21 protein-coding genes are annotated in these 24,690 nt (G+C 47.4%); 19 read left to right on the forward strand and 2 right to left on the reverse strand.

Going from position 1 to position 24,690, the window contains the following annotated elements; all coding sequences use genetic code 11:
• Positions 1 to 42 precede the first annotated feature (42 nt).
• From bamA to L4C42_RS17845, 13 genes are all read left to right on the forward strand, one after another.
• Entirely contained in the window at positions 43 to 2,481 is a 2,439-nt protein-coding gene (gene bamA, locus L4C42_RS17785; protein WP_353498008.1) for an outer membrane protein assembly factor BamA, read from the forward strand.
• 71 nt (positions 2,482 to 2,552) lie between these two features.
• Positions 2,553 to 3,053 carry an OmpH family outer membrane protein gene (locus L4C42_RS17790; protein WP_042500989.1) on the forward strand — a complete coding sequence of 167 codons (501 nt, stop codon included), beginning with the start codon at positions 2,553 to 2,555 and terminating at the stop codon, positions 3,051 to 3,053.
• 22 nt (positions 3,054 to 3,075) lie between these two features.
• Positions 3,076 to 4,107 carry a UDP-3-O-(3-hydroxymyristoyl)glucosamine N-acyltransferase gene (gene lpxD / locus L4C42_RS17795; RefSeq protein WP_353498009.1) on the forward strand — a complete coding sequence of 344 codons (1,032 nt, stop codon included), beginning with the start codon at positions 3,076 to 3,078 and terminating at the stop codon, positions 4,105 to 4,107.
• A 179-nt stretch (positions 4,108 to 4,286) separates the two neighbouring features.
• Entirely contained in the window at positions 4,287 to 4,718 is a 432-nt protein-coding gene (fabZ, locus tag L4C42_RS17800; RefSeq protein ID WP_418642295.1) for a 3-hydroxyacyl-ACP dehydratase FabZ, read from the forward strand.
• Between the two features lies 1 nt (position 4,719).
• The gene (lpxA, locus tag L4C42_RS17805; protein WP_353498010.1) at positions 4,720 to 5,508 is read left to right on the forward strand and encodes an acyl-ACP--UDP-N-acetylglucosamine O-acyltransferase; all 789 of its coding nucleotides are present in this window, start codon (positions 4,720 to 4,722) and stop codon (positions 5,506 to 5,508) included.
• A gap of 95 nt (positions 5,509 to 5,603) precedes the next feature.
• Positions 5,604 to 6,746: a lipid-A-disaccharide synthase gene (gene lpxB, locus L4C42_RS17810; RefSeq protein ID WP_353498011.1), complete on the forward strand. Its 1,143-nt coding sequence runs from the start codon at positions 5,604 to 5,606 to the stop codon at positions 6,744 to 6,746.
• Complete coding sequence (gene rnhB, locus L4C42_RS17815; RefSeq protein ID WP_353498012.1) at positions 6,743 to 7,369, forward strand: ribonuclease HII; 627 nt, start codon at positions 6,743 to 6,745, stop codon at positions 7,367 to 7,369. The genes lpxB and rnhB overlap by 4 nt, the downstream gene beginning before the upstream one ends.
• A 77-nt stretch (positions 7,370 to 7,446) precedes the next feature.
• Positions 7,447 to 10,926, forward strand: coding sequence for a DNA polymerase III subunit alpha (gene dnaE, locus L4C42_RS17820; RefSeq protein WP_418641698.1), 3,480 nt, complete (start codon positions 7,447 to 7,449; stop codon positions 10,924 to 10,926).
• A gap of 51 nt (positions 10,927 to 10,977) precedes the next feature.
• On the forward strand, positions 10,978 to 11,937 hold the full coding sequence (gene accA, locus L4C42_RS17825; RefSeq protein WP_353498014.1) for an acetyl-CoA carboxylase carboxyl transferase subunit alpha: 960 nt from the start codon (positions 10,978 to 10,980) through the stop codon (positions 11,935 to 11,937).
• A gap of 69 nt (positions 11,938 to 12,006) precedes the next feature.
• Complete coding sequence (gene tilS / locus L4C42_RS17830; protein WP_353498015.1) at positions 12,007 to 13,326, forward strand: tRNA lysidine(34) synthetase TilS; 1,320 nt, start codon at positions 12,007 to 12,009, stop codon at positions 13,324 to 13,326.
• 108 nt (positions 13,327 to 13,434) lie between these two features.
• Positions 13,435 to 13,746 carry a c-type cytochrome gene (locus L4C42_RS17835; protein ID WP_353498016.1) on the forward strand — a complete coding sequence of 104 codons (312 nt, stop codon included), beginning with the start codon at positions 13,435 to 13,437 and terminating at the stop codon, positions 13,744 to 13,746.
• Positions 13,747 to 13,920: 174 nt separating this feature from the next.
• The gene (gene glnB, locus L4C42_RS17840; protein ID WP_042500895.1) at positions 13,921 to 14,259 is read left to right on the forward strand and encodes a nitrogen regulatory protein P-II; all 339 of its coding nucleotides are present in this window, start codon (positions 13,921 to 13,923) and stop codon (positions 14,257 to 14,259) included.
• Between the two features lie 65 nt (positions 14,260 to 14,324).
• The gene (locus L4C42_RS17845) at positions 14,325 to 15,173 is read left to right on the forward strand and encodes an endonuclease/exonuclease/phosphatase family protein (RefSeq protein WP_353498017.1); all 849 of its coding nucleotides are present in this window, start codon (positions 14,325 to 14,327) and stop codon (positions 15,171 to 15,173) included.
• A 14-nt stretch (positions 15,174 to 15,187) separates the two neighbouring features.
• On the opposite strand, the gene L4C42_RS17850 is transcribed toward L4C42_RS17845, so the two are convergent.
• The gene (locus L4C42_RS17850; RefSeq protein ID WP_418641697.1) at positions 15,188 to 15,958 is read right to left on the reverse strand and encodes a DUF1853 family protein; all 771 of its coding nucleotides are present in this window, start codon (positions 15,956 to 15,958) and stop codon (positions 15,188 to 15,190) included.
• Between the two features lie 84 nt (positions 15,959 to 16,042).
• On the opposite strand from L4C42_RS17850, the gene L4C42_RS17855 reads away from it, so the two are divergent.
• Positions 16,043 to 16,801, forward strand: coding sequence for a Nif3-like dinuclear metal center hexameric protein (locus L4C42_RS17855; protein ID WP_429761515.1), 759 nt, complete (start codon positions 16,043 to 16,045; stop codon positions 16,799 to 16,801).
• A 65-nt stretch (positions 16,802 to 16,866) separates the two neighbouring features.
• On the opposite strand, the gene L4C42_RS17860 is transcribed toward L4C42_RS17855, so the two are convergent.
• Positions 16,867 to 18,156 (reverse strand): citrate synthase, encoded by a 1,290-nt coding sequence (locus L4C42_RS17860; protein ID WP_353498020.1) that lies wholly within the window; start codon positions 18,154 to 18,156, stop codon positions 16,867 to 16,869.
• A gap of 394 nt (positions 18,157 to 18,550) precedes the next feature.
• Between L4C42_RS17860 and sdhC the strand changes: the two genes are divergently transcribed.
• From sdhC to sucA, 5 genes are all read left to right on the forward strand, one after another.
• Positions 18,551 to 18,943 (forward strand): succinate dehydrogenase cytochrome b556 subunit, encoded by a 393-nt coding sequence (gene sdhC / locus L4C42_RS17865; RefSeq protein WP_112480477.1) that lies wholly within the window; start codon positions 18,551 to 18,553, stop codon positions 18,941 to 18,943.
• On the forward strand, positions 18,937 to 19,284 hold the full coding sequence (gene sdhD, locus L4C42_RS17870; RefSeq protein WP_353498021.1) for a succinate dehydrogenase, hydrophobic membrane anchor protein: 348 nt from the start codon (positions 18,937 to 18,939) through the stop codon (positions 19,282 to 19,284). The genes sdhC and sdhD overlap by 7 nt, the downstream gene beginning before the upstream one ends.
• Positions 19,285 to 21,051 carry a succinate dehydrogenase flavoprotein subunit gene (gene sdhA / locus L4C42_RS17875; protein ID WP_353498022.1) on the forward strand — a complete coding sequence of 589 codons (1,767 nt, stop codon included), beginning with the start codon at positions 19,285 to 19,287 and terminating at the stop codon, positions 21,049 to 21,051.
• 15 nt (positions 21,052 to 21,066) lie between these two features.
• Positions 21,067 to 21,777 (forward strand): succinate dehydrogenase iron-sulfur subunit, encoded by a 711-nt coding sequence (locus L4C42_RS17880; RefSeq protein WP_353498023.1) that lies wholly within the window; start codon positions 21,067 to 21,069, stop codon positions 21,775 to 21,777.
• Between the two features lie 99 nt (positions 21,778 to 21,876).
• Complete coding sequence (gene sucA / locus L4C42_RS17885) at positions 21,877 to 24,684, forward strand: 2-oxoglutarate dehydrogenase E1 component (protein ID WP_353498024.1); 2,808 nt, start codon at positions 21,877 to 21,879, stop codon at positions 24,682 to 24,684.
• Positions 24,685 to 24,690 lie beyond the last annotated feature (6 nt).

Raw genomic sequence — 24,690 nt, forward strand, 5'->3', positions numbered from 1 at the left:
GAATTCGGGCAGCAGTATTAGCAAGGAATAATTAGAGCAGGTATGGCGATTAAGCATATTCTATTCGCATCTCTACTGGCGACGAGCGTGTCGGCGAATGGGGCTGAGGATTTTGTTGTACAGGACATTCGTATTGAGGGTTTACAGAGGGTTGCACTGGGTGCGGCGCTACTAAAAATGCCTGTGCGTATTGGTGATTCTATCGATGGCAAAGACATTTCAGAAATCATCAATGCTCTCTACCAGTCCGGTAACTTTGAAGACATTAAAGTATTGCGCGACAATGACGCGCTGGTCGTTCGCGTTAAAGAGCGACCGACGGTAGCTAGCATCTCGTTCTCTGGCAACAAAGCCATCAAAGAAGAACAGTTGCAACAAAACTTGGATGCATCGGGTGTGGTTGTCGGTGAGGCTTTGGATCGTACGACCCTGAGCAACATAGAGAAAGGTCTAGAAGACTTTTACTACAGTGTGGGTAAATACAACGCAAAAGTTCAAGCGGTCGTGACACCTCTGCCACGTAACCGTGCGGACTTGAAGTTTGTGTTTACTGAAGGTGTCTCTGCTAAGATCAAACAGATCAACTTCATTGGTAACACGGTATTCCCAGACGAAGAGCTATTGTCTCGATTCAACTTGAATGTGGATGTGGCTTGGTGGAACTTCTTGTCTGACGATAAGTATCAGAAACAGGTACTGGCCGGCGATATCGAAGCGCTCAAGTCTTACTATCTTGATCGCGGTTATCTGAAATTCAAAGTCGATACAACACAAGTATCTATTTCACCAGATAAAAAAGGCGTATACATCACGCTGGGTATCGATGAAGGCGAAGCGTATCGAATTAAAGATGTGAACTTCCGTGGCCAGTTGATCGGTAAGCAAGCCGAGTTTGAGGGTATGGTACCGTTTGCTGACGGTGACACTTACAACGGCTCAAGCGTGACGGCACTGGAAGAGAACATTAAGCGTGTGCTTGGTGAGTCTGGTTATGCGTATCCACAAGTAAGAACCATTCCAGAGTTCAATGATGAGACCAATGAAGTATCGTTGGTGATCAACGTTGAAGCGGGCAACCGAATCTACGTACGAGATATCCGATTCACAGGTAATAACTCAACTAAAGATGAAGTATTGCGCCGTGAAATGCGTCAGATGGAGTCTAGCTGGTTGAACTCGAAATCGATTGAAACGGGTAAAAACCGCCTGAATCGATTAGGTTTCTTTGAAACCGTTGACGTCCAAACGGTACGAGTCCCAGGTTCTGAAGACCAAGTTGATTTGGTTTACGATGTCAAAGAAGCAAACTCAGGCAGCGTGAACTTTGGTGTTGGCTATGGTACAGAATCGGGTATCAGCTTCCAGGTTGGTTTGCAGCAGGATAACTTTGCTGGTACCGGTGATCGAGTTGGTATCAGTGCGATGACCAACAAATACCAGAAGAACATTACTCTTGATTACCGCGACCCATACTGGAACCTCGATGGAGTAAGTTTGGGTGGTCAGATCTTCTACAACGAATTTGAAGCATCGAAAGCAGGTATTATTGACTATACCGACCAAAGCTACGGCGGTACGTTGACTTGGGGTTTCCCGGTTGATGAACTTAACTACTTAGAGTTTGGTGGTGGCTACACTCATAGCCGTCTTGGTAATATTAAAGAGTACGTGCAGATTGAGAAATTCCTACAAGCACAAGAGAAGAACCGCGACGCTGAAGGTAACTTGATTACCGACGATTTCCACCTGACAGCAGCTTGGACACGTAACAATCTAAACCGTGGTCGTTTCCCTACAGCGGGCAACCATCAAAAACTTTACGGAAAAGTGACCGTACCTGGTTCGGATGTTCAATACTTCAAGGCACAATATGATGTCAGACAGTATTTTCCGATTACCCAAAGCCACAGCTTTACGTTATTGTTGAAAGGTCGTCTAGGCTACGGCAATGGCTATGGTCAAACGAACGGCAATGACAACTTGCTACCGTTCTACGAAAACTTCTATGTGGGTGGTTTCTCTACTCTACGTGGTTTCCGTCAGAACTCGGTAGGCCCTAAAGCGGTCTATAACGATCCAAATGGCGGTGGTTGTGGTAACGTTGGCGGTAACAACCCATGTTACTCTGCAACCGAGCAGTCAGTGGGTGGTAACGCCGTTGCATTGGCCAGTCTTGAGTTGATTGTACCAACACCGTTTGCGTCGGATGAATTCCGTAACCAGATCCGTACGAGTCTGTTTTTTGATGCAGCAAGTCTTTGGGATACTGAGTTTAGCTACCTAGCACCGGATCCAAATATGCCAGGCAAGCAATACTATTATGATTACTCCGATCCATCGAACTATCGTGCATCGGTTGGTGTGGCAGTTCAGTGGATGTCTCCGATGGGACCTCTGGTGTTTTCACTAGCGACTCCAGTTAAGAAGTTTGAAGGTGATAAAACAGAAGCGTTCACCTTCACGATTGGTAACACATTCTAATTCTGTGGCATTCACTCCCACAGCGTAAGCAACTACAAGTTTTTTAAACAGAGGAATCGACCTTGAAAAATATGATGAAAGCGGCTGGTCTTGGCCTAGTTATCCTTACCTCTTCAATGTTTGCTACAGCAGCAGAAGCGGCTCAGAAAATTGGCTACGTGAACACGCTACAAGTTTTCCAAGCGCTTCCACAACGTGAAGCAACGCTTCAAAAGCTACAAAACGAGTTCAAAGACAAAGCGGCTGAGCTACAAGCAATCCAAGCGGAAGCTACCAAGAAAATGGAAAAGCTACAGCGTGATGGTGAGCTTCTAGGTTCTGAAGAAGTAGAAAAACTGCGTATCGAAATTGGTCAGCTTGATAGCAAGTACAAGATCAAAGGCCAAGCTCTAGAGAAAGATAGCCAACGTCGCGAAGCTGAAGAAAAGCAAAAGCTATTCAAAACTATCCAAGAAGCTGTTGAAAAAGTCGCAGAGAAAGAAGGCTACGACATGATCATCGACATTCAAGCGGTAGGCTACGCGAAAGAAGAGTTTAATATCTCAAGCAAAGTTATCGACTCTCTTAAGTAATTAGTTAGCTAGTAGGAATAACATGACAGCATTGACGTTAGCACAGCTTGCTGAAATCACAGGTGGTGAATTACATGGTGAAGGGGATGTTCAGATCCACACCGTTGCCCCTATGGATCGAGCCTGCGAAGGCGAAATTACGTTTTTAACCAACGTTAAGTACGCAAAGCATCTTGGCGAATGCCGCGCATCGGCGATTATGGTAAAAGCTTCAGAACTAGAACATTGCAAAACCAATGCTCTTGTTGTTGCAGACCCGTATGTTGCTTACGCAAAAGTCGCTCAAGCGCTTGATAGTACGCCAAGCCCAGCTTCTGAAGGCATTGCAGCTAGCGCTGTAGTGTCCCCAGACGCCGTCTTGGGTAACAACGTTGCTATTGGCGCGAATGCTGTTGTAGAAGCGGGTGCAGAGCTTGGTGACAATGTGGTTATCGGTGCAGGTTGTTTCATTGGTAAAGGTGCAAAACTTGGTGCCAATACCAAGCTTTGGGCTAACGTTGCCATCTATCATGATGTCGTGATGGGGTCGGATTGCCTAGTGCAATCAAGTACCGTTATTGGCTCTGATGGTTTTGGTTATGCCAACGAAAAAGGTGAGTGGATTAAGATCCCTCAGCTTGGCACGGTGAGAATCGGTAATCGCGTTGAAATCGGTGCTTGTACTACGATTGACCGCGGCGCTCTGGATGACACTATTATCGAAGATAACGTGATCATCGATAACCAGATACAGATTGCCCATAATGTGCACATCGGATATGGCACAGCGATGGCGGGTGGTACTATTGTTGCTGGTAGTACTAAGATTGGCAAATATTGCCAAATCGGCGGAGCAAGTGTGGTTAATGGTCACATTGAGATCGCCGATGGTGTTATCGTCACGGGTATGGGCATGGTTATGCGCAGCTTGCCAGAAAAGGGCATCTATTCGTCCGGTATTCCTCTTCAGACTAACAAAGAGTGGCGAAAGACTGCGACTCGCGTTCATCGCATCGATGAGATGAACAAGCGCCTAAAAGCGGTGGAAAAACTGCTCGAGCAGCAAGAGGATTAATTCTCTTACTCAGCTCAATGAAAAAGGCTCGCTTAAGGCGAGTCTTTTTATGTGCGTGAACTTAGTTCAGGTTGAGCTTTGCTCCCTGACTGACACTGCGAGGCATTTGGGTATATAATGCCTCTAGATTAGCAAAGAATTGATATAGGATTTTTACTTTGAGCACCGATACTAAAACTATGAACATCACTGAGATCCAGGAACTACTGCCACATCGCTACCCGTTTCTGCTTATCGACCGTGTGACCGATTATCAAGAAGAAAAGTATCTGACCGCTATCAAGAACGTTTCTGTGAATGAGCCGCAATTTACGGGTCATTTCCCACAGTTGCCAGTATTCCCAGGCGTATTGATCCTAGAAGCAATGGCACAAGCGACAGGCCTATTGGCATTTAAATCGTTTGGTGCACCGAAGGATAATGAACTGTACTACTTCGCAAGTGTTGATAAGGCGAAATTCCGTAAGCCTGTTGTACCAGGTGATCAGCTTGTTATTGAAGTTGAATTTGTAAAAGAGCGTCGCGGTATTGCTGCCTTCAACGGTGTAGCAAAAGTTGACGGTGAAATCGTTTGTTCAGCTGAACTGAAATGTGCTCGTAGAGAGTTTTAATATGATTCATGAGTCTGCCACTATTCACCCTAGTGCCGTTATTGAAGGTAACGTCACTATCGGTGCTAATACCACTGTAGGGCCATTTACCTACATTTCGGGTGACGTCACCATTGGTGAAAACAACGAAATCATGTCGCATGTTGTGATCAAAGGTCACACAACGATTGGTAATGATAATCGTGTATTCCCTCAAGCGATTATTGGCGAAGAGAACCAAGATAAAAAGTATGGCGGTGAAGATACGCGAGTTATCGTCGGTGATCGCAACGTCATTCGTGAGAGTGTACAAATCCATCGCGGGACCACTCAAGACAAAACACAGACCGTGGTTGGTAATGACAACCTGTTGTGTGTGAATGCTCACATTGCCCATGATGTGATTGTTGGTAATCACACTCACATTGGTAACAACGCCATCCTTGGCGGCCACGTGACTGTGGGTGATTACGCTGGAGTCATGGCCTTGTCTGCGATTCACCCGTTCTGTACGGTTGGCGCTTACGCTTATGTGGGCGGCTGCTCTGCGGTTGTTCAAGACGTACCTCCTTACGTACTGGCTCAGGGTAACCACGCCACGCCATTTGGTCTTAACCTAGTAGGCCTTAAGCGTAACGGTTTTGAGAAGCCAGAGCTGCGTGCGCTACAAAAAGCGTACAAAGAGATCTATCGTTCAGGAAAGACACTTGCAGAAGTGAAGCCAGTACTTGAAGAAATGGCGCAAGAATGGAGCTCTGTGGGTCGCTTTGTTGAGATCTTGGAAGCCTCTGAGCGTGGCATTATTCGCTAGATCCGCGCACGACTAAGCTGAAAAGATCGCCAGTCTGACTGGCGGTCTTTTTCTGTTTTAAGAAAACCATAAATTTAAGCAAGTAGGGAACACCAATGGAACGACCATTACGCATCGGCATTGTCGCTGGCGAACTCTCGGGGGATACGCTTGGTGAGGGCTTCATCAAGGCGCTCAAAGTGCGCTACCCTGATGCTGAGTTTGTTGGCGTTGGTGGTCCAAAGATGATTGCCGAGGGTTGTCAGTCTCTGTTCGATATGGAAGAGCTCGCCGTTATGGGGCTGGTTGAAGTATTGGGTCGACTGAGGCGCTTGCTGCACGTCAAAGCTGAGTTGGTGAAATACTTTACCGAAAATCCTGTGGATGTGTTTGTCGGCATTGATGCGCCGGATTTCAACTTAAGGCTTGAGCTAGACCTAAAAAAAGCGGGCACCAAAACCGTCCATTACGTGAGCCCTTCCGTGTGGGCTTGGCGTCAAAAACGTATTCATGGCATCGCTGAAGCGACCAATTTGGTACTGGCGTTTCTACCATTCGAAAAAGCCTTCTACGACAAATTCAATGTGCCGTGCGAGTTTGTAGGACATACGCTCGCTGATGCGATCCCCTTGGAGTCAGACAAAGCCGCTGCGCAGCAGTTGTTAGGGCTAGATCAAGATAAGAAATGGCTTGCGGTACTGCCAGGCAGTCGTGGTAACGAGCTGAAGATGCTCTCCCAGCCATTTATTGAAACATGTAAGAAGCTCAATAACGACGACCCGAGTTTAGGGTTTGTGGTCGCAGCTGTGAATGATAAGCGCAAGCAGCAGTTTATCGAAGCATGGCAGCATTATGCGCCAGAGCTAGACTTTCATATTGTGCAAGATACAGCACGCAACGTGATCACAGCATCCGATGCCGTGCTTTTGGCCTCAGGCACTGTAGCGTTAGAATGTATGCTACTTAAAAGGCCTATGGTTGTCGGGTACAAGATGAATGCTATCACGGCATTTTTGGCAAAGCGTTTGGTGAAGACGAAATACGTTTCGTTGCCAAATATTTTGGCCGATGATGAGATAGTCAAAGAGTTCCTCTTAGATGCGTGTACCCCAGAAAACTTACATGCCGAGCTGACGCGCCTGCTCAATGGTGAAAATCACGATATGATTGAAAAGTTCACCGAAATGCATCATTGGATCCGTAAAGGTGCCGATAAACAGGCCGCAGACGCCGTACTAAAATTGATAGATAGATTATGACCAAGAAAAAAACGCCTATAGAACTGCCTTCTTTTGAATACCCGCAAGGCTATACCGCTATTGCAGGTGTGGATGAAGTGGGTCGCGGACCATTGGTTGGAGACGTCGTCACTGCAGCGGTTATCCTAGAACCGAATAATCCGATTGAAGGCCTTAACGACTCGAAAAAACTGTCTGAGAAAAAACGCCTCGCGCTGTATCCTGAAATTAAAGAAAAGGCGCTCGCGTGGGCGGTAGGGCGTTGTTCTCCTGAAGAAATTGATGAGCTCAATATCCTACAAGCGACCATGGTGGCGATGCAGCGCGCGGTTGCAGGGCTTAAGGTTCAGCCTGATATGGTGTTGATTGACGGAAACCGAACGCCAGAGCTTCCAATGGATGCACAAGCCGTGGTCAAAGGTGACCTTCGTGTTGCTGAGATTAGTGCCGCTTCCATTATTGCTAAAGTGGTTCGCGATCAAGAAATGGACGAACTTGATGCTCAGCACCCTGAGTTTGGGTTCGCTAAGCACAAAGGCTATCCAACTAAAGCGCATTTTGAGGCCATTGAGCAGCACGGCGTCATTGCCCAGCATCGTAAAAGCTTCAAACCAGTAAAGCGCGCCCTAGGTATTGAAGACTAGGTATTTAAGAGTAAAACAAATTAAGCACTAATGGCTCTGTGTAGCCGTTAGGATGTCATGACGATTTAGGATTCATTATGTCAGACCCCAAGTTTATACACTTACGTGTTCACAGTGACTTCTCAATGGTGGACGGCCTGTCTAAGGTACCACCACTTGTGAAGAAGGTGGCTGAGTTGGGCATGCCAGCGATGGCATTGACCGATTTCACCAACCTATGTGGCCTAGTAAAGTTCTATGGCAATGCTCACTCAGCAGGCATTAAGCCGCTGATTGGGGCTGACTTTTCGGTGCAATCGGATGAGTTTGGCGAAGAGCTAACTCGCCTCACAGTGCTTGCTTCTGACAACACAGGTTACAACAACCTAACGTTACTGATCTCCAAGGCATATCTTAGGGGTCATGTTCAACATCAACCTGTTATTGATAAGGCTTGGCTAGCTGAGCTGTCGGAAGGCCTGATCATCCTTTCAGGCGCAAAAGACGGTGAGGTGGGCAGAGCATTACTCAAAGGTAATCAAAGCTTAGCCAAACAGTGTGCGGCTTTTTATCAAACGCATTTTCCTGACCGCTTTTACCTTGAGCTTATTCGCACCGGACGTGCCGATGAAGAGAGCTATCTGCATTTTGCCGTCGACTTGGCGGAAGAGTTAGAACTTCCAGTCGTAGCGACCAACGAAGTGGTGTTCGTTGATAAAGAGCTGTTCGATGCCCATGAGATCCGCGTGGCCATTCATGATGGCTATACGCTCGATGATCCTAGACGTCCTAAGCGTTACAGTGAACAGCAATACCTGCGCAGTGAAGAGGAAATGTGCCAGCTATTTGCCGATATTCCAGAAGCGTTGCAAAACTCAGTGGAAATCGCTAAGCGCTGTAACGTGACTGTCAGACTAGGTGAGTACTTCCTACCTGCTTTCCCAACAGAAGGTATGAAAGAGACCGACTTCCTGGTGATGAAGTCGAGAGAAGGCCTAGAAGAGCGTTTGGAGTTCCTATTCCCTGATGAGCAAGTACGACTTGAGCGCAGACCTGAGTACGACGAGCGATTACAGATTGAACTCGATGTTATCAACCAGATGGGCTTCCCTGGCTACTTCTTGATCGTAATGGAGTTCATCCAGTGGTCAAAAGACAATGAAATACCTGTAGGTCCTGGGCGTGGTTCGGGTGCGGGTTCGCTGGTGGCATACGCGCTTAAAATCACTGACCTTGATCCTCTTGAATACGACTTGCTTTTCGAGCGCTTTCTGAACCCTGAACGTGTCTCCATGCCCGACTTCGATGTCGACTTCTGTATGGATAAACGTGACCAAGTGATTGATCACGTGGCAGAAATGTATGGCCGAGACGCGGTATCGCAGATCATTACCTTTGGTACCATGGCGGCGAAAGCGGTAATTCGAGACGTAGGTCGTGTACTTGGGCATCCGTTTGGCTTTGTGGATCGTATTTCCAAACTGATCCCTGCTGACCCGGGCATGACGCTGCAAAAAGCGTTTGACGTCGAGCCTGCGCTGCCTCAATTGTATGACGCTGATGAAGAGGTTCGCGACCTCATCGACATGTGTCGCATCCTTGAAGGTTGTACTCGTAACGCCGGTAAACACGCTGGTGGTGTTGTTATATCGCCAACTACTATCACCGATTTTGCGCCGATCTATGCGGACTCTGAAGGTCATTTCCCTGTCACGCAGTTTGATAAAAACGACGTAGAAACGGCCGGCCTAGTTAAATTCGACTTCTTAGGTCTAAGAACCCTAACCATTATCGACTGGGCGTTAGGGCTGATTAACCCACGTCTGGAAAAAGAGGGCAAAGAGCCGGTTCGTATCGAATCGATTCCTCTTGATGATCAGCCGTCATTCCAGCTACTGCAAAATTCAGAAACCACGGCGGTATTCCAGTTGGAATCACGTGGTATGAAAGAGCTTATCAAACGTCTTCAGCCAGACTGTTTTGAAGATATCATCGCATTGGTAGCACTGTTCCGTCCTGGACCATTGCAATCCGGCATGGTAGATAACTTTATCGACCGTAAGCACGGGCGAGAAGCGGTTTCCTATCCAGATGAGACGTGGCAACACGAAACACTGAAAGAAACGCTAGAGCCAACTTATGGCATCATTCTTTACCAAGAGCAGGTCATGCAAATCGCCCAGATCCTAGCGGGTTATACGCTAGGTGGTGCAGACATGCTGCGTCGTGCGATGGGTAAGAAAAAGCCAGAAGAGATGGCCAAGCAGCGTGCTGTATTCGAAGAAGGTGCCATTAACAATGGCGTCGATGGCGAATTGGCGATGAAGATCTTCGACTTGGTAGAAAAGTTCGCAGGTTATGGCTTTAACAAATCGCACTCAGCCGCTTATGCATTGGTGTCGTACCAAACACTGTGGCTAAAGAAACACTACCCAGCAGAGTTTATGGCGGCGGTTATGACCGCAGATATGGATAACACCGAGAAAGTCGTCGGCCTTGTCGATGAATGTTTCCGCATGAAACTCAAGGTGTTACCGCCAGATATTAACGCCGGTTTATTCCGATTTAATGTTAACGATGAAGGTGCCATTGTTTATGGTATCGGCGCAATCAAAGGGGTGGGTGAAGGCCCAATTGATGCCATCATTGAAGCAAGAAACAAAGATGGTTACTTCCGCGACCTGTTCGATTTCTGTGCCCGAATCGACCTGAAAAAGGTCAATAAGCGCGTCATTGAGAAGTTGATCATGGCTGGTGCACTAGATAAGCTCGGACCTCATCGAGCGGCGTTAATGGCGTCGCTTAATGACGCAGTGAAGGCGGCGAGTCAACATCACCAAGCTGAAGCGTTTGGACAAGGTGATATGTTCGGCGTATTGACGGATGCGCCTGAGGAAGTGGAACACAAGTACACCCAAGTACCAGCGTGGCCAGAGAAGGTATGGCTTGAAGGTGAGCGCGAAACCTTGGGGCTTTATTTGACCGGGCACCCAATAAACGCCTATCTGAAGGAACTTACTAAATACACCAGTTGTCGATTAAAGGATGCCACTCCGACACGTCGTGATCAGTCATTGACCGTGGCTGGCCTTGTCATTGCCGCTCGTGTCATGACCACAAAGCGCGGTACGCGTATCGGTATCATGACACTCGATGATCGCAGTGGTCGTATGGAAGTGATGTTGTTCTCAGATGCACTAGATAAATATGCTGAATTGTTAGAAAAAGATAAAATAGTGGTCGTTTCTGGACAGGTCAGCTTTGATGACTTCAATGGTGGGCTTAAAATGTCCGCCCGCGAAGTTTTAGATCTTGGTAGCGCTCGAGAGAAATTTACTCGAGGGTTGTCCATTTCGTTGCTAGAGCAACAGATCGATGAGCGTTTTTACCAACGCTTCACAGAAATATTAACGCCTCACAAAGATGGCACAGTACCTGTTAATATTTACTACCAACGTGCAGATGCAAGAGCGAAGCTCACGTTAGGAACACAGTGGCGAGTAACGCCCAACGATGCGTTACTGGAAGAATTACAGCAGTTACTTGGTAAAGACCAGGTAGAACTCGAATTTAACTAATTGAGCTTGGGCACACATCGGTGCCTGAGCGGAATCGAAAAGGATTCATAGATGAGCTTGAACTTTCTTGAATTTGAAAAGCCAATTGCCGAACTAGAAGCAAAAATTGAAGCCCTGCGTGACGTGTCTCGTCATGGTGGTGACAGTGCAATTGACTTAGATAAAGAAATTGAACAACTAGAGAAGAAAAGCTTAGAGCTTAAAAAGAAAATCTTTAGTGACCTTGGTGCATGGCAGGTTGCGCAGCTTGCTCGCCACCCACAACGCCCGTATACGTTGGACTATGTAGAGCACGTATTTACTGAGTTTGATGAGCTGGCGGGTGACCGTGCATTTGCTGACGACAAAGCGATTGTTGGCGGTATGGCTCGTCTTGAAGGCCGTCCTGTGATGATCATTGGTCATCAAAAAGGCCGTGAGACTAAAGAGAAAGTTAAGCGTAACTTCGGTATGCCTAAACCAGAAGGCTACCGTAAAGCACTGCGTTTGATGCGTATGGCTGAGCGTTTTAACATGCCAATTATCACCTTTATCGACACTGCGGGTGCCTACCCAGGTGTTGGCGCAGAAGAGCGCGGTCAATCTGAAGCGATTGCGATGAACCTGAAAGTGATGGCAGGCCTGAAAGTGCCGGTTATTTGTAACGTTGTTGGTGAAGGCGGCTCTGGTGGCGCATTGGCTATTGGTGTGGGTGATTACGTGAACATGCTTCAATATTCTACCTACTCAGTAATTTCACCTGAAGGCTGTGCCTCTATTCTATGGCGCGATTCAGACAAAGCCCCACAAGCTGCAGAAGCGATGGGCTTGATTGCTCCGCGTCTTAAAGAGCTAGAGCTTATCGATGAAATCATTGAAGAGCCACTTGGCGGCGCGCATCGTGATACGATTCAAATGGCAGCGAACATGAAGGCAACGCTACTTCGTCAGCTAGAAGAGCTAGAGCAGCTTGAAGAAGACAACTTACTAGAGCGTCGTTATCAACGTTTGATGAGTTACGGCTACTGCTAAGCCGATTTGGTTTATATAATAAGGCGAGCATGATGCTCGCCTTATTTTTTGTCTTTTGGGAAATTGTCTATGTCATTAGCGCAGCACTTTATTGATACCCTGCGGTGCCACCTGCCAGATGGCGGTCGTGTTGTTATCGGATTCAGTGGCGGGGTGGATTCCCGCGTTTTGCTGCATCTAGCGGCGCTTTATCGCGCTCAGCATCCTGATCTAGAGTTGCTTGCTGTGCATGTTCATCATGGTTTGAGCCAGTACGCGGATCAATGGCTAGAACAGTGTGAATTATGGGCTAAAGCAGAGCAAATCCCCTTCGTCGCAGAGTATGTATCTCTTGACCTAGAGAGCGGCGACAGCATTGAGCAATTGGCACGTGATGCTCGTTACCAAGTCCTAGCATCCCACGTTAATACGGACGATGTTTTACTGACCGGCCAGCACCTTGACGATCAAACTGAAACTTTTCTTCTGGCTCTTAAGCGAGGTAGCGGGCCCAAGGGGCTATCCTCAATGGCTCTGTCAGCCCCTTTTGCGTCAGGGAAGCTTTTGAGGCCACTTCTTGATGTGTCCCGAAGCGACATCGAGCATTTTGCACATACTCAGCAGTTAACTTGGCTTGAAGATGACAGTAACCAAGATACCCGCTTTGACCGCAATTTCTTGCGCCACAAAGTGGTGCCTGTCATTAATAAGCGCTGGCCTAGCTTTAACAAAGCGGTTCGTCGCAGTGCTCGATTGTGTGCGAAGCAAGAGCAGCTTTTGGCGGAGTTACTTAAGCCCGAGCTAGAGGCTTGTTTAAATTCGTTTCAAGGGGTTGAGATAGATACCTTAAGTCGCAGCTCTCCACTGAAACGAGATCAACTACTGCGCATGTGGCTTGAAGCGCAAACGTCAGCGCTGCCAAGCGAGATTCAATTGCAGCAGCTTTGGAATGATGTCGCCTTGGCTAAACCCGATGCAAATCCAAATTTGGTTCTGGCCTCAGGTAGCATTCGCCGATTCAAATCCCACCTTTACTGGGTAGCACCACAGGAAGATGTCACTCAGTGGAGCAAGTCACTAACGATTGAAACTCCCGTGCTATTGCCCGATAGGTTAGGCGAGCTAACGTTAGGTAACAGTAGTGAAAAAAACAGCTTGATGACGCTGAACCGCGCAGCTCTGACAGAGCCGATGGTGGTCATGTTTGAACCAGAAGGTTTGTCTGCGCATCCTCATGGCAGAGCGGGGTCACGTAAGCTCAAGAAGCTATTTCAAGAGTATCAAATCCCAAGTTGGCAACGCCGCCGAACACCTATTCTGATGATGGGTGACAAAGTGGTTGCCGTGGCTAACTTATTTGTAGACAAGGACTTTTACGGCTCAGATTGTGAACTCGTATGGGACAAGTGACCCTTTTTCATGTCACAATCGTAACTATAATAAACGCTAGGAAGCGGTACAAACCAGAGTAGTGTGGGCTGGTTCCGAGCAAATATGGACGTATCACAAGGAAAAGCAATGAAAAAGTTGATGATTAGCGCATTGGTAGCAGCGGGTTTGATGAGCGGTGCAGCAGTCGCAGGCGATGTTGCAGCGGGTAAAGCAAAAGCAGCAGTGTGTGCCGCGTGTCATGGCGCAGATGGCATCGCAGTGATCCCTGGGTATCCAAACCTTAAAGGTCAAAACGAGCAGTATTTGGTTACCTCTATTAATGCATACAAAAGCAAGCAGCGTAACGGTGGCCTAGCGGCAGTAATGCAAGCACAGGCATCAATGCTTAGCGACGAAGACATTGCTAACCTAGCGGCATACTACGCAAGCCTTAAATAGAGTGTTCTGAATGACACCTAGATGGTTCTAGCATGATGTAAGCGTAACAAAACAACGTGTTGCAAATAACTTTGATAAAAAGCTCGAAGCTGGCCTTCGAGCTTTTTGTTTTCGTTGATTGTTATCGCGACCTACCAGATAATGTCGTTAACAAAAGTGATGTAAGGGAAGAACATGAAAAAGATTGAAGCGATTATCAAACCATTCAAGCTTGATGATGTGCGTGAAGCATTGGCAGAAGTTGGCATCACAGGGATGACGGTTTCTGAAGTGAAAGGTTTTGGTCGTCAAAAAGGCCACACTGAGTTGTATCGCGGTGCAGAATACATGGTTGATTTCTTGCCAAAAGTGAAGCTAGAAATCGTGGTGGCTAGCGATGTTGCGGATCAATGCGTAGAAACCATTATTGAAACGGCACAAACGGGTAAAATTGGTGATGGCAAGATTTTTATCACTGACATCGAGCGTGTTGTTCGTATTCGTACCGGCGAAGAAGACGAAGACGCGATCTAAACCGCGAGTAGCACTAACATTAAAAGGAGTAGGCAACTACTCCTTTTTTACTTTTGGGGTGAGCGATGAAGTTGAAGTGGATTTTAGTTGGCGTATTAGCCGCAGTTTTTATGGCGGTAGGCGGCTTTCAGGTCGTGTTTACTGTGTCTGACACTCCCGAGATCACAACTGTTCGCGGCAATCAGGTTGATACTGAATTAAAGTGTTATCACAATCCAACGCCTCAGGCGCTCGATGATGAGGGACGACTCAATGTATTGGTTTGGAATGTTTACAAACAAAACAGGGAGAACCTTCTCTCCGAGCTAACAGAGCGCTCTCAAGACAGGCAGTTGGTACTACTTCAAGAGGCAAGCCTGGATGATCAGTTCCTCGATTGGCTTCAGCGTTCTGATTGGGGCAGTAACCAAGTCAGCGCCTTCAAAGCTTTTGATGTTTCAAGTGGTGTTCTGAATTTGAGTCGAACCATGCCAAAGGTCGCGTGTGCAAACCTTCAGGTTGAGCCATGGTTACAACTGCCTAAATCGGGTCTCTACGCGGAATATGCGCTCTCTAATGGGCAGACCCTGATTGCGCTGAACCTTCATTCAGTGAACTTTACCATTGGCACACAAGAGTACAAGCAGCAGCTCGAGTCATTTAAGCAAGTTCTTGAGTCTCACTCAGGGCCACTGCTCATTGCTGGCGACTTTAACAGCTGGAGCGAGTCGCGAATGGCAGTACTTAAACAAGCACTCAAAGACTATCAGATCCAAGAGGTCAAATTTACTCCGGATCATCGAAAACGTTTTGTCACCGGACTCCCTCTCGACCATATATTTTATCGAGGCATGACGTTGGAGACGATGAGCACGCCAGAGAGTGATGCATCAGATCATAATCCAATGCTGGCGGAGTTCGTTTTGGCTCAGTAACCGCCAGCGTTCGGTTACATACTGCTTTGCGGCCAGTCATCAGGGACGACAAACCAGAATTGGCCGCTTTTGGCTTGGCAATGGATAAAGTGCTTGGGTAGCGCCGACACTGAATCGTACTCTGCGCGTCGCGGATTTCCTGTTGCCCAAAGCGGTTTTTCTAATCGGTATATCGGTTCATCGATAAGATGAAATTGAGATTGGTAGCACCAATGGCCAGTAACGCGCTGTGGATTGATATCAAGTTCTAAGCAGCGAGTTGGCGTCTTTTCTGGGTCAAACGGGTTGATATACAACCGCCCTTGCATCAATAGGTGTTGAGAAGGGCTGGCAATATTAGGGAACTGAGCTTTGAACGCAGGGGTATCAGACATCTTTAGTTGATGCTCGAGCATGCGGCTCAATTTTTTGTCTAGTCTATCCTTTGCATTCGGTCCATACCAAAGCCCATCTTTTAGCAAATAGAACTTAATCGCTACCTCCCAGTGCTCGAGTTGTTGCTGGTCTGGTTTTTTAATAAGAAAGTCGATAGCACCCAAGGTACGACCATCTTGCTGCAGTTGTATCTCTTCAGCAAAGACGCTGTGGCTGTTACTTTGCTCAAATAAACGTCGGCACAGCTCCTGATAAAGAAACCCAAGCCTAGGGTTGCCTTGGTACTCAGAATCGTCCTGAGAGTTTGATTGAGGGGATACCTTAGGGAAACCCCCAGCCACGCTCGAATGTCCCGTGACGAGGCTCTGGCTTTCGTTTATCCAGGTAATAAAGTCCCTGATGGTTTGCATAGCGTATTCTTTACGTTTTCCTTTCGACATTGCTAGAGTAAATTGCTATAACCACGGAAATCAAGAATTTGCTCAGGAAGTGCCATGAATAACCTAAAGCTTGAAGCTATCCTCAATGAAAAACTCTCACCGCAACTGATTAAAGATTACAGCCCAAATGGGCTTCAAGTTGAAGGTGCGACTGATATCAAAAAAGTGATTACCGGAGTCACGGCATCACAAGCGCTTATTGATTACGCAGTAAGTGTCGGAGCGGATGCCATATTAGTTCACCATGGCTATTTCTGGAAAGGAGAGCCAGAGCCAATTCGTGGCATGAAGGGCAAGCGTATTCGCACTCTCATTAAAAACGATGTGAACTTGTTTGGTTATCACCTGCCGCTTGATATCCACCCTGAGCTAGGTAACAACGCTAAATTAGCACAGTTGCTTGATATTGAGGTCATCGATGGCCTAGAAGGTCACCCACAGTCTGTTGCTATGTTTGGTAAACTGGCAAAACCTATCTCTGGTGCTGAGTTTGCGACTAAGATTGCAAAAGCCCTAAATCGTGAACCTCTGCACATCGCACCAGAGTTGGCTGACAAGCCGATTGAAACGGTAGGTTGGTGTACCGGTGGTGGACAGGATTACATTGAACTAGCAGCGTCAAAGGGGTTAGATGCCTTCATTTCAGGGGAGATTTCTGAGCGTACGACGTACACTGCACGTGAAATGGGTATCCACTACTTTGCGGCCGGTCATCATGCGACTGAGCGCTACGGCATCAAAGCGCTGGGTGAGTGGCTGGCAAGCGAACATGGTTTGGACGTTGAGTTTAAAGATATCGACAATCCGGTATAAAACCACCAATGAAATAAAAAGAGCAGCCTAGGCTGCTCTTTTGAGTTGTGATGTTGTGTTTATCGTTATTCGCGCTCGTGAAGCGGTTTGAAGTCACGCATTGATTCACCAGTGTAAAGCTGACGTGGGCGACCGATGCGGTTGTCTGGATCGCTGTGCATTTCGTTCCAGTGAGCAATCCAACCAACAGTGCGAGACATAGCAAAGATAACGGTGAACATAGACACTGGGATACCAATCGCTTTAAGGATGATACCTGAGTAGAAGTCTACGTTTGGATACAGTTTCTTCTCAACGAAATACTCGTCTGATAGCGCAATGCGCTCAAGCTCCATCGCAACATCCAGTAGTGGATCTTGAATGTTAAGCTCTTTCAGTACATCGTGACATGCTTCACGCATAACTGTTGCGCGTGGGTCGTAGTTCTTGTAAACACGGTGACCAAAGCCCATTAGGCGGAATGGATCATCTTTGTCCTTCGCTCGTTCGATGAACTCAGGGATCTTGTCTACAGAGCCAATCTCTTCAAGCATACGCAAACACGCTTCGTTAGCACCGCCGTGTGCAGGCCCCCATAGAGACGCGATACCCGCTGCAATACATGCAAATGGGTTAGCGCCAGATGAACCTGCTAGACGTACCGTTGACGTTGACGCATTTTGCTCGTGGTCTGCGTGTAGTGTAAAGATCTTGTCCATTGCACGCGCAACGATAGGGTTTACTTCGTACTCTTCGCAAGGGTTTGCGAACATCATGTGTAGGAAGTTCTCCGCATACGTTAGGTCGTTGCGTGGGTAGATGAATGGTTGACCGATAGAATACTTGTAGCACATAGCTGCAAGGGTTGGCATCTTAGAAATTAGGCGGTAAGCCGCAATTTCACGGTGTGAGTCATTGTTGATATCGAGGGAATCATGATAGAAGGCTGCAAGTGCACCAACTACACCACACATAACGGCCATTGGGTGAGCGTCGCGACGGAAACCGTGGAAGAAACTCGCGATTTGCTCGTGAACCATAGTGTGACGAGTAACAATTTGCTTGAACTCTTCATATTCTTCACGTGATGGGGCTTCGCCAACAAGAAGGATGTAGCATACTTCTAGGTAGTCTGCATTGTTAGCTAACTGATCGATAGGGAAGCCACGGTGCAGTAAAACACCTTTGCCGCCGTCGATATAAGTGATTTGAGATTCACAGGATGCAGTGGCAAGAAAACCTGGGTCAAATGTAAAGTAACCATTCGCTCCAAGCTTACGAACATCGACTACTTCTGGTCCGATAGAACCTTCCATAATCGGCAGCTCGATTGGCGCTTGACCTTCAATATGAAGGGTCGCTTTCTTATCTGCCATAACAATCTCCTTTGTTTATTATTTAATCCGTCCAGGATGTTTGTGTGCCAATTTTTTACTTTGGTTCGGAAGCAAAGTCAATTTTTATACGATGATGTGTGCACTTGTTATGATTTTTTATAGAAAAATGGTTAAAAATCTGTTCTGTGTAGCATATTTTGTTACATCAATTGTATTAGAATGTTGCCAACCGTATAGTTGCGGTGAAATTGTTGGTCCTAGCCTTTAAAAATCGAGTATACAAACCGAAGTGAGGTGGTTTTGGATTCTCATTTGTTAACATTGTTGCAACAATTATCTCCCTTGTAACACGAGATTTCTGTTAAGTTTATGTTAACTTTTGAGGCTTACAGACCAAAATTTATTCATAACAATAAATGCTCAATGGAGCTGAGTGAGCAAGCCCGTGAAAGAAAGAAAGTCCAGACCTGTTAATCTTGATTTACAGACAATTCGCTTTCCGATCACTGCAATCGCATCCATCTTGCACCGAGTGTCAGGTGTGATCACGTTTGTGTCGATCGGTATTCTCCTTTGGTTACTAGCCAAGTCACTCTCGTCCCCTATGGGGTTTGCCGAGGCAGTCGATATCGTCGACGGTTTCTTCGTCAAGCTTATTCTTTGGGGCATTTTGACTGCTCTTGCGTACCACATTGTTGGTGGTATTCGTCATCTAATCATGGATCTAGGTTACTTTGAAGAGCTCGAATCGGGCGCGAAAAGTGCCAAGGTATCCTTTATCGTGACAGGCGTTCTGTCGCTATTGGCGGGAGTTTTGGTATGGTAAACAACGTTTCATCATTCGGTCGTAACGGTGTCCACGATTATCTTCTGATTCGTGCGAGCGCCATTATTATGACCTTGTACACTATCTATCTTGTGAGCTTCTGCGCGTTTGCAGGAGACATTTCCTACGTATCGTGGACCAACTTCTTCGGTGGCACCTTCACTAAGGTGTTTACTATGCTGGCATTGGCATCTCTGCTTATCCATGCCTGGATTGGTCTATGGCAAGTTCTTACAGACTATATCAAGCCGACCATGTTACGTGGTGCGCTGCAACTGACGGTTATTGCAGTGCTGCTTGGTTATTTCTTCTCTGGTTTCTTTATTCTGTGGGGTGCGTAAGTGTCTATTCCAGTTCGTGAGTTTGATGCCGTAGTAATCGGCGCTGGTGGTGCAGGCATGCGCGCTGCACTACAAATTTCAGAGCAAGGCCTATCTTGTGCGTTGCTATCAAAAGTATTTCCTACTCGTTCCCACACCGTATCTGCCCAGGGTGGTATTACGGTTGCGTTGGGTAACTCTCATAAAGATGATTGGCAGTGGCACATGTATGACACGGTCAAGGGCTCTGACTACATCGGTGACCAAGACGCTATCGAGTACATGTGTAAGAATGGTCCTAAGTCGGTCATTGAATTAGAGAAAATGGGTCTACCTTTCTCTCGTTTTGAAAACGGTTCTATCTACCAGCGTCCATTTGGTGGACAGTCTAAAGAGTTTGGTGGGGAGCAGGCTGCACGTACTGCGGCAGCTGCAGACCGTACAGGCCACGCACTGCTGCATACTCTTTATCAGCAAAACATCAAGCACAAAACAACCATATTCTCGGAGTGGTATGCGCTCGATATGGTTAAGAACCAAGATGGCGCGGTTATGGGTTGTACTGCGCTTTGCATGGAAACGGGCGAGATTTGCTACTTCAAATCAAAAGCAACCATCTTAGCTACTGGTGGTGCGGGTCGTATCTACGCTTCAACCACCAACGCTCATATCAACACGGGTGATGGTGTTGGTATGGCGCTGCGTGCTGGCGTACCGATGCAAGATATGGAAATGTGGCAGTTCCACCCAACGGGTATTGCTGGCGCAGGTGTACTCGTTACCGAAGGTTGTCGTGGTGAAGGTGGTTACCTTCTCAATAAAGATGGCGAGCGATTTATGGAGCGTTACGCACCAAACGCAAAAGACCTTGCTGGTCGCGACGTGGTTGCACGTTCGATGATGATCGAAATTCGTGAAGGTCGTGGCTGTGACGGCCCTTGGGGACCACACATTAAGCTTAAAATGGATCACCTGGGTAAAGACGTCCTTGAGTCTCGTCTACCAGGTATCTGTGAGCTGTCTCGTACGTTTGCACACGTTGATCCAGTGAAAGAGCCAATCCCAGTTATTCCAACCTGTCACTACATGATGGGTGGTGTACCGACTCAGGTGTCTGGTCAAGCGATTAAACAAGACGCGTCTGGTAACGATCATGAAGTTCAAGGTCTATTCGCTTGTGGTGAAATCGCTTCTGTATCTGTACACGGCGCGAACCGTCTTGGTGGTAACTCGCTGCTTGACCTAGTGGTGTTTGGTCGTGCAACTGGTCTTCACCTTGGTGAGACGCTGGCTGCGCAAACTGAAGCTCGCCCAGCGACGGAGTCAGACATTGAAGCATCACTGGCTCGCACGATGCGCTGGGAGAACAGTGCATCGGGTGAAGACCCAGCTCAAATCCGTAAAGATCTGCAAACTTGTATGCAAAACAGCTTCTCGGTATTCCGAGAGGGTGATGCGATGGCAACCGGTCTAGAAGAGCTTAAAGTGATTCGTGACCGCTTGAAAGAAGCGCATCTTGCAGACAAGTCGAAAGAGTTCAACACCCAGCGTGTGGAGTGTCTAGAGCTTGATAACTTGATGGAGACTGCATTCTCGACTGCAGTCGCTGCAAACTACCGTACCGAGAGTCGCGGCGCTCATGCTCGCTTTGATTACCCAGAGCGTGATGACGAGAATTGGCTATGCCACTCAATCTACAACCCTGAAACTGAGCAGATGTCGAAGCGTGATGTCAACATGATGCCTGTTCACCGTGAAGCTTTCCCACCGAAAGCACGTACGTACTAAAGGGAGGACACTACTATGAACCTTAATTTCTCTCTTTACCGTTACAATCCGGATGCAGATAACAAACCATACATGAAAGACTACACCTTAGAGGTGGACGAAGGGTCGGACATGATGGTGCTTGATGCTCTGATACTATTGAAAGAGCAAGACCCAACGATTGCGTTCCGTCGCTCTTGCCGGGAAGGGGTATGTGGCTCCGATGGCTTGAACATGAACGGCAAAAATGGCCTTGCTTGTATCACACCGCTATCTGCGCTTGAGGGTGGCAAGATTGTCATTCGACCATTACCGGGACTTCCGGTGGTTCGAGACTTGATTGTCGACATGACTCAGTTTTATGATAACTACGCGAAAGTTAAACCATTTCTTATTTCTGAAGGAAATGTGCCGCCGTCGCGAGAAAATCTGCAAATGCCAGAAGAACGTGCTCACCTTGATGGACTGTATGAGTGCATCATGTGTGCGTGTTGTACGACGTCTTGTCCATCTTTCTGGTGGAATCCAGACAAGTTTATTGGACCTGCAGGTCTTCTCGCTGCGTACCGCTGGCTGATTGACAGTCGAGATACTGCAACGGATGAACGCTTATCAAATCTTGATGATGCGTTTAGTGTTTTCCGTTGTCACGGCATCATGAACTGTGTCAGTGTATGTCCTAAGGGACTTAACCCAACGAAAGCCATTGGTCACATCAAATCAATGCTTGTGAATCGTTCGGTGTAACAACAAATAAAAATTGCCGACTCGACGTCCCGGAGGGTCGGCTTCTTATAGCTCGGCGTAGACCGAAGCATACGTGAAAACTACTGGTTAAGGGAAAATATGCACAATGGTGTGATGAAGGCATGGCTCGAGTCTTCACACTTGGCAGGCGCCAATGCAACGTACGTAGAAGATCTCTACGAACTGTATCTAAGTGATCCCGAACAGGTAAGTGAGGAGTGGAGACGTGTATTTGATGGGTTGCCTGTGCAGCCTGATGTGGTTGAACAGCCGCATTCACGTGTCCGTGATTACTTCCGACGACTCGCTCAAGAAACAAAGCATTCAAGTGCTCAAGTAAGTGACCCCGAGGTCGATGCTAAACAAGTAAAAGTTCTACAGCTTATCAATGCGTACCGCTTTCGCGGACATCAAGCTGCAAATCTAGACCCTCTAGGTTTATGGAAGCGCCCAACGGTTGATGAATTGGAACCTGCGTTCCATTCGTTGACGGAAGATGATTTAGACGAAACGTTCAATGTCGGCTCTTTTGCTATTGGCCAAGAAAGCATGACGCTTCGCGATCTTCACAAAGCACTTCAAAAAACCTACTGCGGCTCAATCGGTGCAGAATACATGCACATGACAAACACCGCTCAAAAACGTTGGATCCAACAGCGTTTAGAGTCAGTGGTTGGCCAACCCTCTTTCGATTCCGAACACAAACACACTTTCCTAGAAGAGCTAACTGCGGCTGAAGGTCTTGAGCGTTATCTTGGCGCAAAATTCCCAGGTGCGAAACGTTTCTCGCTAGAAGGTGGTGATGCCCTCATTCCAATGACCAAAGAACTGATTCGTCATGCCGGTAGCCAAGGTATGCGCGAGGTGGTAATTGGTATGGCGCACCGTGGTCGCTTGAACATGCTGGTCAACGTCTTGGGTAAAAAGCCTCAAGACTTGTTCGATGAGTTTGCGGGTAAGCATGATGAAACATGGGGTACGGGTGATGTGAAGTACCACCAAGGTTTCTCTGCTGACTTTGCAACTCCGGGTGGTGATGTGCATTTAGCCTTAGCATTTAACCCATCTCACCTTGAGATTGTAAATCCAGTAGTTATCGGCTCGGTTCGTGCTCGTCAAGATCGCTTAGGCGACAAAGACGGTAGCATGGTACTGCCAATTACCATTCACGGTGACTCAGCGATTGCGGGTCAAGGTGTTGTGCAAGAGACTTTCAACATGTCTCAGGCGCGCGGCTTTAAAGTGGGTGGTACGATTCGAATCGTGGTCAACAACCAAGTTGGTTTTACTACCTCTAACCCACGCGATACCCGTTCAACCATGTACTGTACTGACATCGCTAAGATGGTACAGGCTCCGATTTTCCACGTGAATGCTGACGACCCAGAAGCGGTCGCGCTTGTTACGCAAATTGCACTCGATTTCCGTAACGAGTTTGGTAAAGATGTGGTGATTGATCTGGTCTGTTATCGCCGTCATGGTCACAACGAAGCGGATGAGCCCAATGCGACTCAGCCGTTGATGTACCAGAAAATCAAAAAACACCCAACGCCTCGCAAACTGTATGCGGATGTCTTGATTGAGCGTGACGAAAGCGATATTGAAACCGCTACGCAGATGATCAATGAGTATCGTGACGCGTTAGACCGCGGTGAAGTGGTGTGTAAAGAGTGGCGCCCAATGGCATTGCACTCAGTAGACTGGTCTCCATACCTCGGTCGCGATTGGGATGAAGAGTGGGGTGGCCAGGTTGGTACAGAGCGTCTTGTAGGCCTCGGTAACAAACTTGGACAGTACCCAGACAGTCATAAACTTCAAAGTCGTGTAAACAAGCTGTACAACGATCGTGCTTCGATGATGACCGGCGAGAAAATGATCGATTGGGGCATGGCAGAAACGCTGGCTTACGCAACCCTTCTTGATGACGGTAAGCGTATCCGTATCTCGGGACAGGACTCTGGCCGTGGTACTTTCTTCCACCGTCACTCAGTACTGCACAACCAAGAAGATGCGAGTACCTATATTCCGCTTTGTAACCTTCACGACAAACAAGGTCCATTCCAGGTCTTTGATTCGGTGTTGTCAGAAGAAGCGGTACTGGCATTTGAATATGGCTATGCGACCGCAGAGCCTAGTGGTTTGACTTTGTGGGAAGCGCAGTTCGGTGACTTTGCTAACGGTGCTCAAGTTGTTATCGACCAATTCATCTCTTCTGGTGAGCAAAAATGGGGCCGTCTATGTGGTCTAACGATGCTGTTGCCACATGGCTATGAAGGTCAAGGCCCAGAGCACTCTTCAGCGCGCTTAGAGCGTTACCTGCAGCTTTGTGCTGAACAAAATATGCAAGTGGTGATTCCATCGACGCCTGCTCAGGTTTATCACATGATTCGTCGTCAGGTAGTTCGCCCAATGCGTCGTCCATTGATTGTGATGTCACCTAAATCACTGTTAAGACATCCACTGTGTGTGTCTAGCATTGAAGACTTGGCAGAAGGCACATTTGAGCCGGCGATTGGTGAGATTGATGATATCAAGCCAGAAAACGTCAAACGTGTTGTGTTCTGTTCAGGTAAGGTTTATTTCGACCTGCTCGAACAGCGTCGCAACAACGAGCAAGATGACGTAGCTATTGTGCGTATTGAACAGTTGTACCCATTCCCACTGGATGATGTAAGAACCAAGATAGCCGCCTACACCAATGCTCAAGATTTCGTTTGGTGTCAGGAAGAGCCTCAAAACCAAGGCGCTTGGTATTCAAGTCAACATAATTTCCGCGCAGCTATCCCTGCGGGTGCTGACTTGAAATATGCGGGTCGACCAGCATCTGCATCTCCGGCCGTTGGTTATATGTCGGTACACTTGAAACAACAGAAAGCGTTAATTTCTGACGCGTTGACCCTAGATTAAGAACTA

The organism is Vibrio wakamikoensis (genome assembly GCF_050337275.1).
Taxonomy (GTDB): domain Bacteria; phylum Pseudomonadota; class Gammaproteobacteria; order Enterobacterales; family Vibrionaceae; genus Vibrio; species Vibrio chaetopteri.